The sequence below is a fragment of the Pseudomonas sp. A39 genome (genome assembly GCF_058145955.1).
The window spans coordinates 149,683-164,527 of sequence record NZ_JBYVMD010000012.1; the positions used below are offsets into that span (position 1 = coordinate 149,683).

General features: G+C 56.4%; 13 protein-coding genes. 1 reads left to right on the forward strand and 12 read right to left on the reverse strand.

Annotated elements, in window-relative coordinates:
* Positions 1-155 precede the first annotated feature (155 nt).
* The 10 genes from AC3ZU9_RS12410 to AC3ZU9_RS12455 form a co-directional block, all read right to left on the reverse strand.
* Positions 156-980 (reverse strand): SDR family NAD(P)-dependent oxidoreductase, encoded by an 825-nt coding sequence (locus tag AC3ZU9_RS12410; RefSeq protein WP_122811035.1) that lies wholly within the window; start codon positions 978-980, stop codon positions 156-158.
* Positions 981-1,024: 44 nt separating this feature from the next.
* On the reverse strand, positions 1,025-1,987 hold the full coding sequence (locus AC3ZU9_RS12415; protein ID WP_122811034.1) for an alpha/beta fold hydrolase: 963 nt from the start codon (positions 1,985-1,987) through the stop codon (positions 1,025-1,027).
* A 33-nt stretch (positions 1,988-2,020) separates the two neighbouring features.
* On the reverse strand, positions 2,021-2,419 hold the full coding sequence (locus AC3ZU9_RS12420) for a helicase (RefSeq protein ID WP_122673137.1): 399 nt from the start codon (positions 2,417-2,419) through the stop codon (positions 2,021-2,023).
* Positions 2,420-2,440: 21 nt separating this feature from the next.
* Positions 2,441-3,286, reverse strand: a complete 846-nt coding sequence (locus AC3ZU9_RS12425; protein WP_122811033.1) for an alpha/beta fold hydrolase — start codon at positions 3,284-3,286, stop codon at positions 2,441-2,443.
* A gap of 112 nt (positions 3,287-3,398) precedes the next feature.
* Positions 3,399-4,658 (reverse strand): NADH:flavin oxidoreductase/NADH oxidase family protein, encoded by a 1,260-nt coding sequence (locus AC3ZU9_RS12430; protein ID WP_490090792.1) that lies wholly within the window; start codon positions 4,656-4,658, stop codon positions 3,399-3,401.
* Between the two features lie 24 nt (positions 4,659-4,682).
* Complete coding sequence (locus AC3ZU9_RS12435) at positions 4,683-6,335, reverse strand: GMC family oxidoreductase (RefSeq protein WP_122811031.1); 1,653 nt, start codon at positions 6,333-6,335, stop codon at positions 4,683-4,685.
* A gap of 347 nt (positions 6,336-6,682) precedes the next feature.
* On the reverse strand, positions 6,683-7,342 hold the full coding sequence (locus AC3ZU9_RS12440; protein WP_206077238.1) for a winged helix-turn-helix transcriptional regulator: 660 nt from the start codon (positions 7,340-7,342) through the stop codon (positions 6,683-6,685).
* A gap of 343 nt (positions 7,343-7,685) precedes the next feature.
* On the reverse strand, positions 7,686-8,960 hold the full coding sequence (locus AC3ZU9_RS12445; RefSeq protein WP_122811030.1) for an outer membrane protein transport protein: 1,275 nt from the start codon (positions 8,958-8,960) through the stop codon (positions 7,686-7,688).
* 565 nt (positions 8,961-9,525) lie between these two features.
* A complete protein-coding gene (locus AC3ZU9_RS12450) occupies positions 9,526-10,242 on the reverse strand; it encodes a Crp/Fnr family transcriptional regulator (protein WP_163825797.1) in 717 nt (238 codons plus the stop codon).
* Positions 10,243-10,584: 342 nt separating this feature from the next.
* Complete coding sequence (locus AC3ZU9_RS12455) at positions 10,585-11,265, reverse strand: TetR/AcrR family transcriptional regulator (protein ID WP_122811028.1); 681 nt, start codon at positions 11,263-11,265, stop codon at positions 10,585-10,587.
* A 164-nt stretch (positions 11,266-11,429) separates the two neighbouring features.
* Between AC3ZU9_RS12455 and AC3ZU9_RS12460 the strand changes: the two genes are divergently transcribed.
* A complete protein-coding gene (locus AC3ZU9_RS12460; protein ID WP_122811027.1) occupies positions 11,430-12,365 on the forward strand; it encodes an alpha/beta fold hydrolase in 936 nt (311 codons plus the stop codon).
* A 349-nt stretch (positions 12,366-12,714) separates the two neighbouring features.
* Here AC3ZU9_RS12460 and AC3ZU9_RS12465 read toward each other — a convergent pair whose 3' ends face one another.
* Both AC3ZU9_RS12465 and AC3ZU9_RS12470 read right to left on the reverse strand, forming a co-directional pair.
* Positions 12,715-13,713, reverse strand: coding sequence for an NADP-dependent oxidoreductase (locus AC3ZU9_RS12465; RefSeq protein WP_122811026.1), 999 nt, complete (start codon positions 13,711-13,713; stop codon positions 12,715-12,717).
* Positions 13,714-14,052: 339 nt separating this feature from the next.
* Complete coding sequence (locus tag AC3ZU9_RS12470) at positions 14,053-14,841, reverse strand: SDR family NAD(P)-dependent oxidoreductase (RefSeq protein ID WP_122811025.1); 789 nt, start codon at positions 14,839-14,841, stop codon at positions 14,053-14,055.
* Positions 14,842-14,845 lie beyond the last annotated feature (4 nt).

The window sequence follows — 14,845 nt, forward strand, 5'->3', positions numbered from 1 at the left end:
GCCCTCCTGGCCCTAGGGTTCACTGGACACGGGACGGTCTGGGGCGGTGTTAAAGATCGCCACCGCTCAGCGGCACGCCGCCCCATACAGCCCCAGCAACGTAATGCCGGCAGCATCACACACATTTTCAAGCCGCCACAGGTTCATTGCAGTATCTAATGTTCACCGCGTGTGGGCAGAACGAATCGCGGTTTCCCGAGCACTTGAGTTGCCAGCCGAGACGCAAACCTGCGCGACACGAATCGCACGCCCAGGCATGACAACTTGTTGAACAGGCCGGGCACAACCGTACGCTTGCCGTGCAGCATCGCTTGGACTGCAGCGTGTGCCACGAACTCCGCGCTTTTCATCGATGCGTTCGCGATCTTCGAGTAGTCGCCCCCGCCTGACGCAGCATGGAAGGCGGTGTTGGTGCCGCCTGGGCAGATGCAGGTCACCGACAGCGGCGTATCGCGGTGCTCGTCATGCAGGGCCTCGCTGAAGTTGCGCACGAAGGCTTTTGAGGCGGCATACAGCGCCATGTTCGGCACTGACTGGTACGCGCCGGTCGACGCGATGTTGACCATGTACGCACGGCCGGTGCTTGCCTTGCGAGTGTCAATGAAGCTCCTTGCAAGCTCGACAAGTGAGGTCATGTTGACTTGGACGAGTTCGGCGTCGCGCGCCCAGTCGACCGCGTCGAATCGGCGGAAGTAGCCGAATCCTGCATTGTTGATCAGGATATCGATGGGGCCGGCGGCGATCACTTCGTCCCACAGCGCGCGTGCGGCATCGGGCTTGCCGAGGTCAGCGGTGACGATCTCGACCTTCACACCCTCGCAGGACGCGGCCACCGATTCGAGTGCGTCGCGCCGCCGCGCCGTCAGCACCAGATCCACGCCGAGCGCCGCAAGTTCACGGGCGATTGCCGCACCAATGCCACTGGAGGCGCCCGTCACCAGCGCCCGCTTGCCAATGTTGCCGGTTGTATAAGTGCTCATGGCGTTCTCCTTATCGTGTAGCGCCAGGTGGATGCAGAGGTGTGTTAACGAGCCAGAAACTTGAGCGCGGCGGGTATGAAGTCGGCATAAAACTGAAATATGCCGCCATGACCGGCGTCAGGGTAGATGATCAACTCGCTGTGGGGGAGCCTGCGTGCAAGATCACGCGAGTTCTCGATCGGAACCATCAGGTCGTCTTTTCCATTGGCGATAAGCACCGGTTGCTTGACGACAGAGAGATCGGAGGGGGCTTTCTCGCCCCAGGCGCGCAGGGCCTTTAACTGCGCCCGATACGCGGAAAAGCTGATCTCATCGTCGCGTTTTTCAGAACGCTCTTTCAGCCGCTCCAGGAACGCCTTGCCTGCGGCGATTCCGTTAGCGGTACGCGTGAAGAACAGAAACTGTTTCGGATCCTGGAACGTCAAGAGGCCCCGGATCAGGGCTCTATTGGAAACGCCGGCGACGGTGCTAATGCCCTCGCCACCTGCCGGGCCGGTGCCGGCCAGGATGATTTTGCGGACAAGTTGCGGCTCCTTGAGCACGATTTCCTGGGCAATCATGCCTCCCATCGAGAAGCCGAACAGGTCGACCTGCGTGTAGCCCTTGGCTTTGATGAAGCTGATTGCATCATCAGCCATCTGTTCGATGGTTGCCGCAGGTTCGCCGGTTGAAGCGCCGACGCCACGGTTGTCGAACACGACAACGTGGTGGTTCGCTGCGATCCCGTCCACGACACGCGGATCCCAGTTGTCCAGCACGGCGGCCAAGTGGTTTAGAAACACGACGGGCGTGCCACCCTGATTCTGTCCAAGCTCACGATAGGCGTAATAAACACCGCCTGTGGAGACGAACTGAGTGCGCACATTTCGCCATTCGACACCCGGTCGAGATTCGCTTGATGATGGGCTTGGCGCCGGGTAGCCCACTGCCTGGGCCTGGGCGGATGCCGTATTGAAGGATGCTCCAAACGTGAAGCACAGCACGGCCATTGCAAATAAACGATGCATGGGTTTTTACTCCAGAGTTGAGTGTGTCGAGCCCTAACGCGTCGTAAAAAAGACCTGTGCAGGGTCTTTAGCCGGCTGCAAGTATTCTGTTAACCCCTGGAACCACATCACCTCAACAAAATCACCGCTGATTTTCAGATCGCCTTTACGCAACCCTGTCAGGAATTCATCTTTGCTGTCTTTAGCCGACAGTATGGCGAAGCCTCTTTCTGCGTTTCTAAACGACAGAGTGAATGCCGGCTTTTGCGTTAAGCCTGCGGCGGATTTTATCTTTCCGTTCGCAACGGTGAAGTAGCGACCCACGCCATCCTCAGTTCGAATCTGAAAGACCAGCGACTTGCCTTTAACCAGTTTTGCGCAGCCGGGGTTTTTCTTGATGGCTCGCTGTAACAGCTTGGTCAACGCCCATAACAAAAATTTGAATTTCAGCATGATGTACTCGCTCCGTAGGGGTTATTCGCTGAGGAACGCGATGGCGTGTTTCAGAAAGCGCTCAGGGCATTGGAATTGGGCGCCGTGGCCCGCATCCGGGTACAGGAATAATTGGGCGTTTGGGATGTTCTGGGCCATGTACCAGGAGTTGACCGTTGGAACCATGATGTCATTCATGCCGTTGAGGATGAACGTTGGCTGTTTGATAGCGCGCAGATGATCGAAGGGATTTTTTGGGTCCGGCTTGGGCATAAAGTGCATATGGGCTTCGATCTGTGCTTGTATCACCTGCGCAGAACTTGGCGGGTCCTGGTCGACGCGCTGATGACGACGCTCCCAGAAATCGCGTCCTGCCTGTCGCGCCGCTTCAGATCGACCGAAAAACAGAAACAGAAAGTCGTCCACTGTGGGGATGGGGCGTGGTGCGGCCTCCAGCACACCAGGGTCTGAGTCCGGATTACCGCCACGCGGCCCGGTACCCAGCAGCATCAGTTTGCGCACGAGGTCGGGATGGCGTCGAGTCAGGTCCTGTGCGATAAAACCGCCGAGCGAGAAACCCAGCACATCGACTGTTGATAGACCGAGTGCGCGGATCACCGCGGCAGCGTCGTCGGCCATCAGCTCAACTCGGTTACGCGGTTCTCCGGAAGAGGAGGCAATGCCGCGACCGTTGTAGAGAATGACCTCGCGCCCTGCCGCCAGCCCATCCGTCATGATGGGGTCCCAATGATCCATGCCGCCACGGAAATGTTGGAGGAGGAACAGGGGAGGCTGGTCTGTCTTGTCATTGCCCCAGCGGCGATAGGCGAAGGTGTCCCCATCGACGTCGACATAGAGGGTAGGGGCGGTTAGATGGCTATAGCTCATTTTGAAGTGCTCCAAGATTTTGTCATGTTTTGCAGGCGCCGCCGTTGAACCTGTGTACGTAAGGGGGCAGGCACAGTGAAAATCAGCGCGATCGGGTCAGCGACGGCCGGGCTCATGCGCGCGCGCGTCGCGTACGGAATGTGCCCCAGCCACTTTTCAGCACCGATTTTGCAAGCGCCCAAAGCCCGCTTTCATCGGGTTTTGGATCACCGCCATTGGCGATTCGCTTGAGCTGCAGCGAGTACCACAGAATTTCCATGACCCCCATCTGATCGATCTGCTTGATGCCTGTGGTGATCGGTCGTACACGCTGCGCGCTGTCCTGCCCTTGCAGCAGGGCCGCCGGTGCTTCGGGATCAATCGCCAACAGCCGTGCCAGGCCTATGACATCCAGTGCGCCGGAACCCAACGCGGCGTTCATGGCAGCGGCACTGCGAAAACCGCCTGTGACCATCAGCGGCACGTCGATCGAGGCGCGCACTTTCTCGGCAAACTCCAAAAAGTAAGCCTCACGCGCGACGGTGGATGCTTTTTTGGTTTCTTCGAGGCCGCCGCTCATGGCGGGCGCTTCATAAGTGCCGCCCGAAATTTCAATCAGATCGATACCTGCTTCGGCGAGTGCATGGATCGTTGCCATGGACTCCTCTTCATTGAAACCGCCGAACTGGAAGTCTGCAGAATTGAGCTTGATTCCGACCGGAAAATCGGCGCCGACCTGGCGCCGTATTTCGGTATAGACGGCCAGCACGAAACGCCGACGTTTTTCAGGGCTACCACCCCATTCATCCGTTCGCCGATTGTGGTGGGGGGACAGGAACTGGTTGATCAGATAGCCGTGCGCGCCATGGATTTGCACGCCGCTGAAACCCGCCTTCTTACAGGTGGCTGCGCTGCGGCCGAAGCGTTGAATTATCTCTTCGATCTCGGCCTTCGTAGCTTCGCATGGAGTTTCGAAGAATGAGGCCATGTCCTTGCGAAACGGCACGGCAGATGGCGCGAGGTTGCTGTGGTTCAGACCTTTGGTCGACTGCTTGCCGGGGTGATTAAGCTGCACCCAGATCGCGGCTCCTTGCTCGGTTGAGGCATGCGCCCACTGGCGTAACATCGGCAGGTCCGCATCATCCTCGATCACCACGTTCCCCGGTTCACCGAGCGCACGCCGGTCGATCATCACATTTCCGGTAATCAGCAAACCAATGCCTGACGCGGACCACCGACGGTAAAGCTCGACGAGTTTCAATGTGGGGCGATTGTTGTAGGTGCCCAGCGTTTCGCTCATGGCCGCCTTGGCTAGGCGATTGCGAAAAACGCTCCCGTTCGGCAGGTGTAAGGGCTGGTTCAGCAGATTTTCTTCAGTCGGGGAGGCGGTCATGGTGAATTCTCTACAAAGGCTATTTCAAGATTGAAGGGTGTGCACTGGGACGCGATCCGACATCCGCCGCAATTGGGTGTTTTTGGCTGGGATGTAGGACATGGCATGCTCGGTCAATGCGGTGATCGTCAGGCTTGGATTAACCCCGAGATTGGCGCTGAGCATCGAGCCGTCGCAGACCAGCATGTTTCGATAACCGAAGACGCGGCTCTGTACGTCCATTACGCCCCGCTCTGGCGAATCGGCCATTGCACAGCCACCCATACAGTGCGCGGTGGTCGGGATGTTGAATAAGATTTCGGACAGAAAAGTTGTCGGTATGCCGCCAAGTGCTTTTGCGCCTTTTTCGGCAAAGGCATTGGCTTCTGGAATGAAGGTCGGGATCGGGCCTCCCTCGCTGTCCAGCTTTTTTGCGAATGGCCAATTCCAACGACGCTTGAGCCTCATGTTCAGCGACGCGTCCACGGTTTGCATCACCAGCAACAACATCGTCTGCCGAGCAAACCCCACGGGGTTGTGCACGTGCAAAGCTTGCAGTGGGTGCTTGAGCAGCATCCACAGCCAGGTAAAGATTCGTGTCCACCCGGCACGTCCGCCGCATAGCAACGTCATCAGCAGGCCAATCGCATCCGAGCCTTCCGGGTAACGCACGACGCCGATATGGGTGCGCTCATCAAGGTAGATGCCGCCACCACCCGCCAGCCCTGGCGACATGCTTTTGTCCGTTGCAGGAAAGCGAATACCGATAAGCGACTCGGCATTCGTACGAACTCGCTTTCCCAGGTCCGCACTGATGTGTGGCAATGAGCCTTTTTGCTTGAGGCGAAACAACAACTCCATCGTGCCTAAGGACGACGCGGCGAAGACCACGCCGCGGCAGCGGAAACTGCGACGCTGCTTTTTGAACCAAGCCGTTGAGCACTCGGTAAAGACTTCATAACCATCACTGCCGTCTTCTTTGTTGTTGAGCGGCCGGACGTCTACCACCCTGGTCTCAGCAAACACCTGGGCACCACGCTTTTGCGCGAGATAAAGGTAGTTTTTGTCGAGCGTGTTTTTGGCGTTGTGCTTGCAACCCATCATGCAACCACCGCACGCGGTGCAGGTTCCGCGATCCGGGCCCTCACCGCCGAAGTAGGGGTCTGGATAAGTCTTGCCGCCTTCCTCGCCTTCAGGAGCAAAGAACGTTCCTACGTGGGGGGCGTGATACGTGTGGCCAACGCCTTGCAGATCCGCCATTTTTTTGAGGCGTAAATCGGCCTCTGCCATGATTTTGCTCTCTGTCACGCCGAGCATTTTCTCTGCCGTGGCGTAGTGCTGCGGCATGATCCGTTTCCAGTCCGCTAAACCGGCCCAGGAACCTTCACTCCATATGCTGTCGCTCGGCTTCAGCAAGACATTGGCGTAGGTGATTGATCCACCACCCACCGCGTTGCCGCTCACGATCATCACGTGGCGGAATTTGCGCATGTTGTAGAAGCCGAACATCTTCATGCCGGGTCGCCACATCCAGCGACGGATATCCCAGTTAGACGCGGGAAAATCCTCAGGTGTCCAGCGTCGACCCATCTCCATGACTGCGACGGAATAACCTTTTTCGGTCAACCGCAAAGCGGACACGCTGCCGCCGAATCCTGAGCCGATAACGATATAGTCGAGATCGAAAGATGGCTTCATTTCGTACTGCCCAGGCAAGCACTGCGTTGAGGCGTAAAAAAACGGGTCATGCTGCGTCTCCTTATTTTTGTAATGGCGCTTCGGACACTGGTGACAGGGCAGGTGTTACTGAAAGTGGTTACACGCCGCATGAGCGTTTGACGTGCGCGGGGTTACCACCGGACGACATCGGATGCAGGCAAGTAGGGGCAGATAGGTTCGGCTGGCAGCTAAGGGGACAGCGTTGTTCCCCGTGCGCGAGAATGCGACGGATTGAGCACGGGCAATAAGGTGCGGGTGGGTGTCTGGGTATAGCGGCTCATTCAGGCCCGCCACCCCCCAAGAAAAACGGGAGGTGGCCCCAGGCTTTAGGGCTTGTACTCGAGTACTTTGAACACGCGCGTAAACGCTGGACGCTCGCCGATCAGCAGTTTTGCCTGTCCTTCGCGAAGCGCCTGCGTTGGCGTGACCTCGCGTAAGGCCAGAGCAATGAACGTTTGCATGTCGCACTGGATCTTGACGTCGACAGGCTCCGCGCAGGGCCCCGACCTCGCCAACAGGCTGCCGTCGTTGACTTGTATATGGAAGACTTCTGCTCCCACTTGAAATTCGTAGACTTCCTGCAAGCCGATGCTCGATGCCGAATCGTTCGCACTGGTCAGGCAAAGTGCTATGAGCTCCGCCCGCGCACTGGACGGATCGATGCGCTCGTCGATCGGCAAACTCAGCCCCCAAAAACCCAACGCGAGCACTGGCTTGCGTAGCCGTTCGCCCAGCGCCGTCAGCTCGTAAGCGGGCGTAGCAGGAGGCGTGCGCAACGTGACTTGTTGAATAACGCCATTCTGCACCAGCATGGCGAGACGTTCCGAGAGCCGGTTTGGACCCATTGCGGTCAGAATCGCGAGCAGGTCCTTGAATCGCTTTGGACCCAGCAGGAATTCGCGAATCAAAAGCAGCGTCCAGCGATCTCCCAGCACATCCAGCGACCGGGCGATCGGGCAGAGTTGACCATAGGTTTTGTTTGTCATGGCTTATTGTACATATTCCGCTCAGCCGATACGTGGCGCAATACGGTAGATCGGCAAGCACCACCCGTTCAAGACCTGGTGCCTTTCCCTTCGGTAGCGTCGCTGAACGCGTCGCCGTCGATTGGAACGAGCGCAGCGTTTGAGCATTTTCTGCTGCTGATCTCATGGCCGTTCTCATGTATCGCTCGCTGCTTGGGTGGGTCGAGTGTCGCTCTTGAGCTCACTATACGATCTGTATACTAATAATGCTATACAAATAATATAGCTTTATAGGTTTTTGAGCGTAGCGGAAATGCCGTTGACGTGGGGTTGCTGATCGGAAGCCAACCCACGTCAGATCAGTTCAAAAACGGTATGTCATTTGAACCGCTACACCGTTGGCGCTGTTCTCGTACTTGGCGCTATAAGCCGGCTGGAGTCCGGAGGTGTTGGCTTGGCTTATCGAGCTGCTGCCTTCCCACAGGTAGGCGTAAGCGAGGTCGAAGGTGAGATCTTCATTGGGTGAATAACCGGCTCCGAAGGTCAGTGCCCGGCGATTGCCTACGGGAATGCGCACTTCACGATTTGCATTGGTAGTCGGTGATGGGTCGTAGGCGAAACCCCCGCGTAGTACCCACTGCTCGTCAAGCTGATAGGAGGCGCCCACTGCCACTGCTGTGGTGTCATGCCAGTTAAGTTCCTCGCCTATAGTGCCAAACCCCAGTTGCTGCCCAAGCGGTGACACACCTTTATTTATCGCTTCGAGCTTGCTCAGCCGACTCCAGCGCGTCCAGGTGGCACCCAGGTAACCGGTCCAGCGATCATTGAAGTGATGGGTGAAAGAGGTATCCACTGACTCTGGAAGGGTGGTGGTCAAGGAGGCCGCATACTTACCGTTCAGGCCTAACACGCTTGGAGCGTCTTTAACTCCAGTATGACCTTTGAGTGTATAGGTGACCTTGGAGTGATAAGTGATGCCCCACGTCGTTGCGTCATTCAGATCGATCATCAGCCCAAGGTTGTATCCGATCGCGGTATCGTCGCCCTTGATAGTGATCTTTGTGTCCTTGCCCGCATTCAGCGCACCCGTGGCCAGATCGTTCTCCAGTTCGCCGTCTATGTGATTGATGGTCGGGCCACCGCCGATACTGACGCGCTCGTTGAGTCGATAGGCGAGTGTCGGCTGCAAGGTGACCACTTTTACCAAGCTGTTACTACCGTGATAGCGGCCCTGAAAGCTGCTTTCATAATCGTTGCTCAGCCCCTGGGGAACATAAATACCCATTCCGAAGGTGAGGTCCTGATTGATCGGCGTGGAGAAGTAACCGAAAGGTAGCGTGATCAAGGGTACTGAGTCGCCTTTGTTGCCGCCCGAAGCACCGCTCTGAACGTCATGGATATCGGTCTTGGCACTGACCACCGCGAAACCGCCACTGACCTCGGTGCGTTTGAGCTTGCTCAAGCCGGCGGGGTTGCCATAGACAGTGCTGGCATCCAGCGCTGTTGACGCGCGGCCTGCATAGGCAGTCCCGGCAGCGCTGGCGCTTTGCTCATTGACGGCCAGGCCGTTGGCAATAGCAGTGGAGCAAAGAGTGCAAACGGTCAGCGCGAAAGTGCTTTGAAGAATGATTTTATTCAATTTCTTACTCCGATCAGGGTGAAAGCGTGGTCCATCACCCGTTTGGGGCGATCACGTTCTCCGTCATGCACCAGTGCAATGGAGAGGATCCATAACCGTGACGCCTAGTCATCTGCGTGTTTTCTAGCGGCCCAAAAGAGAGCTAGGTCAGCGAGGAGCGCATTGGCAGATTGGCGGGCAAGGGTTCCTTCAGAGAGGCATCGCTTGCTGGGCCTGAGGGAGGATTGGTTGATCGGGGGCTCATCGATTTGGCTCGCGAATGCGTTGGCTTGATGTAGATAGCGAGTGGGGAGGGGGGGTAGGCGTGCTGACCTTTGCAGTCGAGCATTGCCCCGGGTTTTCGAGGGTGGATAACCCGAAGGCTCAAACCCTGAGTCATCGGGCGGGCATGCTGGCTTTTAGCGAAGCCAGCGCGGTAGTACGTGAGACGGTGAGCACCGTGAAGTGCCGTTGGCACGAGGGACGGCGAAATAATGGCGAGTGTTTTTGCATGCATGGGAAATCTCCAGTAGCGCCTGTTTTATTGTTATGGCTAGGGCACTTACGGAACCGATGGTAGGGCGTATCACAAGGAGAAAACGTCTTCCAGATTACATTGTGTGAGCTTTTTTTCGCTTGATCGGTGATGTTCTCGAACATAGCGATTAAGGCCCTGCAGATCCTTGATAGTTATTTTCCCGTAGAGCGCTTCTATCAGGCCGAGTTTTCTAAGGACGTTGATTGCTCGATTCGCACTTTGTCGTGTGCTTCCGACCATGAGGCTTATATCTACCTGCGAGAGCAGCAAATCGACCCCTTTATTGGAAGGCATTTGAAGACCACTGAGTTGAGCGAAACGGGATGCGATTCTTGCTGCGACCGGCAAGGTCAGGAGCTCCTCGATTAACTGAAGCGCCACTCGCAAGCGAAGATTGAGCTGGCGGGTAAGGGCCATTTCGATGTCCTGGTGCTGCTCGCGCAGTAGCTTCAAATCACCCGCCCACCAAACTCTTAATTTGGTTTCACCGCGTGTCGTCAGCGTGACGGGGCAGCGTTCGTCATCAGCTAGTGGTGCATCTGTAACGATATCGCCTGGTCCATAAATGTAGAGCAGAACCTCTCGACCGTCCTCCGTGAGAATGCATTTGCGTATGGCTCCGGAAACGATCTGAAAAACCTCTGTTATTCGGTCGCCTTTTTGATAAAGGATCTTTGAGTCGGCAACGGTTCTTGGATGGGCACATCCCAGAACGGTATTACGCAATTGAGGGTTCAGTTGATCTATCCAGTTGAAGCCATTCATCTTTTGGTCGCTCCATCGTGGCGGCTGTGTTTCCAATGCTTGTCGAATGGGGCGCATTGCTTGGCCGGATAGGCCCCGGGAAATCAAGTTCGCTCACACGAGACAGGTCCGGTCAGTCGAGCTTTTTGAGGCTGGCATCTGCGACGGTCATCGTGTTCATCGAAAAACGTACGGCAAAAGCCGTGTATTACGAACGTACTATAACAGTGTTATTTTTTGAAGATAACAGCGTTATACATTGGTCGGATTAACGGTTATCACGCTGAATGAGTGTCTAGCAGCAGATGCGCGCCACGCGAGGAGCCCGGCGAAGATGTGAGCGCTGTTTGGGGGCGCGGGTTTTCAAGCCATTGGTGAGCTTACCCATCTGGCAAGTACACCAGCAGTGGAAGACTCGACTATTTGGCGATTCGCTCCAAAGCCCACAACAATGTTGTTGCATGTCGCCACCAGGATCTCTTCAGCAGGCTTGGCTATGCCTGCAAAGTGGCCCGCGAGTTCGAGCATGATGAATCCATGCGCAGCACTCCATAGCTGTGGTGCGATGAGCGCCGGATCGACTTTGTGTACGCATTTCTCGTCTACCAAACGCGCACATGCCTGGATCACAATCGTATAGGTCGCTTTGAACGCTTCCGATTGTCCACCCGCAATTGACGTCATCGTGCCGCGTGAGGGGCTATACCTTCCATCAATCGAAAGGCCAAACATCAAGTCGTACAAATGAGGATTGCTTTTTGCCAAGTCGCGGCACGCCAGGAGGATTGCACATGAGTCGCTTATCGCATCATCCGTCACAGGCAAGCGCTTGAAGGCTGCCGCCAACCGTTTGAAACCTTCGTCAGCGACTGCATGGAGAAGTTCTGGCACCCCGCCGAAGTGGGTATAAACACCCATCGTAGAAAGGCCGGCTTCAGTCGATATCGAACGTGCCTTGACTTCGGATGGACCTCTGGTCGCAAGCACACGAATGGTCGCCTCAATCAGGCGAATGGGGGCGTCGGGAAGTGATTTTTCAGTCATGTTGCGATGGTGCCATAACAAAGTTATTTTAACAAAATAACATCGCTATGCAGATGGGGCCGCGAAAGGGCGCTGAAAAGTACACTGCTGGCGAAACTCTTGATCCGCGCAGACGCAAGGTCTACCCACTGACCGACGATGGTAAAAACCTCAAAGGAGAACTTATGTTTGAAGGGTTCGAGCAGCATCATGTCAACGTAGGCGAAGTTGAAATCGCGTGTGTGGTTGCCGGTGAAGGCGAACCTGTACTGATGCTGCACGGCTTCCCGCAGACCATGGCAGTTTGGGCGGAAATTGCACCCATATTGGTTGCGCAAGGCTATCGGGTCGTTTGCGCCGATTTGCGCGGATATGGGGCGTCGAGTAAGCCTACGGCTCTAGCAAGCCTGGCGAACTACGGATTCCGCGCCATGGCGTTGGATCAATTGGCGCTTATGCGCGCACTCGGGCATTCAAAGTTCCACCTCATAGGCCACGACCGTGGCGCTCGGGCTGCATATCGCTTGGCGCTCGACTACCCGGATTCGGTAGCCAGCCTCACGCTAATGGACATTGTGCCAACGACGGTGCTGTTGACCGATCTGCGCAAGGAAGTCGCGCAAAGCTACTGGCACTGGTTCTTTTTGGCCCAGCCTGCGCCCTTTCCCGAGCGAATGATCGAGTCTGATCCGGATTTTTTCTTCGAGAGTTGTCTTTTCGGATGGGGAGCGGCCGGGCCGGAAGACTTCAATGCTGAGCAACTGTTGGCGTACCGGCAATCATGGAGAGACCCAGCGACCATCGCTGGTTTTTGCAACGACTATCGTGCTGCACTGGCGGTCGATTTCGCTGACGACTCGATTGATCAAGAGCAATGTATGGCGATCCCCGCGCAGATTCTTTACGGCGCGTCTGGAGCAATGGCTCGACACTATGACATTCCTGCTACCTGGTCTAAGCGTTTTACGACCTTGGCCGCCGCCGCCATTCCAGGCGGTCATTTCTTTCCCGACTCCGTGCCGGACGAGGTGGCAAAGCATTTGAATACGTTTATCGCACAACATCCTCTACGCGTTAGCCATCGGCTTATAGAACCAGGTTTCGTCTATCAACGGTTGTAGTTACATCGTCATTGACTCTTCCGCACCCTAGGGCGCGGGAGAGGTTTTGGGCCTAATCTGATGGGCCGGCGATCCGACGTCGTAGTTTTACTGCTGCAGCATCAAGCTACGCCAGAGGATTACAGGCGGAGCAGTGGCGTCAGGCACTTTATTCGTTGGTGAACGCTCAGACGTCGCTTCGTCAGGTTCTGGCGCTTTACCCTGACATTCACTGTTATCTTCTGTGTCGTGTCTTTCGGCTACGATTGATTCAATGTTTGCGTTGGTGTCGCACTTATCTTTATCCACTTCCATCTTGCCGGCCTTTTGCGCGCTTCTGCCTTACCCCTTGTTTCCGATGGGGGGGTAGCTATTTGATCTGGATGACTACTTTGCCTTTTGATCTGCCCTGTTCGATGTAGCGCAGTGCTTCTGCAGTTGACTCAAGCGCGTAGGTACGATCGATGACCGGCCGTAGAACGCCGGACTCGACCAGCTTGGTGATTTTTTGTAATTGCGCGCCCTGTGCCTGCATGAATACGAACGCATAGCTAATGCCCTGCTTGCGCGCCTTGCGTCGAATGCCATAGCTCAACAGACGCATGACTTGCTTGATCGCCCACGCTGCCCCTCGCTCTTGTGCGAACTGCGGCGTGGGTGGTCCTGAAATGGAGATGAGTTGACCGCCGGGCTTCAGTACCTTGAGCGACTTCTCTAAAATATCTGCGCCCAAACTGTTCAACACCACGTCGTAATCGCGCAAGACGCTTTCGAAGTTCTGCTGTTTGTAGTCGATGACCACGTCGGCCCCAAGCGCTTTCACCCACTCGACATTTGCAGTGCTGGTAGTGGTTGCGACAAAGGCCCCGAGGTGTTTGGCGAGCTGGATGGCAAGGGTGCCGACACCCCCGGCGCCAGCGTGAATTAACACTTTCTGGCCTTTCTTCACATGTGCGGTTTCAACCAGCACTTGCCACGCTGTCAGGGCGACCAAGGGAATGGATGCGGCTTCAGCCATGCTTATATTGACCGGCTTGAAGGCGAGCGCGTTTTCGTCCACTGCAATCATTTCGGCGAACGTCCCGATCCGCTCCTCAGGCGGGCGTGCGTAGACTTCATCGCCTGGCTTGAATCGTTTCACTCCGGAACCTACCCGCACCACAACCCCGGCCAAGTCATTGCCCAGTGTCAGTGGAAATGAATACGGGAGTAGCAGTTTGAACTCGCCTGTTCTGATCTTTGAGTCCAGCATGTTCACGCTGCTGGCATGTACTTGAACCAGGACGTCATGGACGCCCACCGAGGGCTCGGATATCTCGCCGATACGCCCTGCGTTCTTGCCATAACGATCAATTAAAAATGCCTTCATGATGATGCGGCTCTTGTAGGTTGGAGTTAAGGTTGGAAGCGAGCTCCCTGCGTTGCTGCTATGGGCTCTTTGCCAACCCATCGACAATTGTTGTCCGGCACCGCACCTCAGTGGTTGAGCAGAACCAGCGGTACTTTCGTGAAGGGGCCCATATCCCGATAGGCAAAGGCTGTGTCGCCAACCATGATCGTGTGGTTCGCTGTTTTGACGAATTGCACCTGTGATCCAGAGTGTAGGCATGTATCCAAGAGGGGCATGGTGACTCCGTGCAAATTGCGAGCGCTGGGTGCCGTTAACGTGCTTTCAGCACCCAGCTGGCTGGCGCCGATTACAGAAAGACTACGACTGGGCTTTATAGCGTTGTGCAACAGTGGACTGCCTGATCTGCGCGAGTAGACCCTGACGCGCCGTTTGCAGGACGTCCCAGCGCTCGCCTTCTTGCAGCGGCGGAATGGTCACTGGCTCGCGACGATCAAAGCCAATCAACGCGGCATCGACCAGATCTCCCACTTCCATAATTTCGTTCAAGGTGTTGATGTCGATACCCGCGCGATCCCAGATCTCCGTGCGGGTAGCAGCAGGCAGCACGGCTTGGACATAGACGCCCAGAGGCGAAAGCTCCAGGCTCAGTCCCTGGGAAAGAAACAGCGCGAACGCCTTGGTCGCTCCATAGACCGACATGCCGAACTCCGGAGCCAGACCCACTACTGAGCCGATGTTGATGATCGCGCCGTCACCTGCTTTGGCCAGGCGTGGCGCGATGGCGCTGGCGAGCCGCACCAGAGCCGTAGTGTTTAGAGCTACCAGGTTCGCGATACTGTCGGTGCTCTGGTCAATGAAGTTGCCGGACTGCGCCGCACCGGCATTGTTGATGAGGATGCCAATCCGGGCGTCATCACGCAGTCGCGCTTCGACGCTCGCCAGATCGCTGAGTTGGGTCAGGTCAGCCTGAAGCACATCAATCGCGATGCTGTGTTCGCTGCGCAACTTCGCTGCAAGTGTTTCCAGGCGCGCGGCATCCCGGGCAACCAGAACCAGATCGTGTCCGCGTTGGGCAAAGCGCTCGGCGTAAACCGCGCCTATTCCTGTGGAGGCGCCAGTGATAAGAACGGTAGGGCGTGCGGTCATGGTG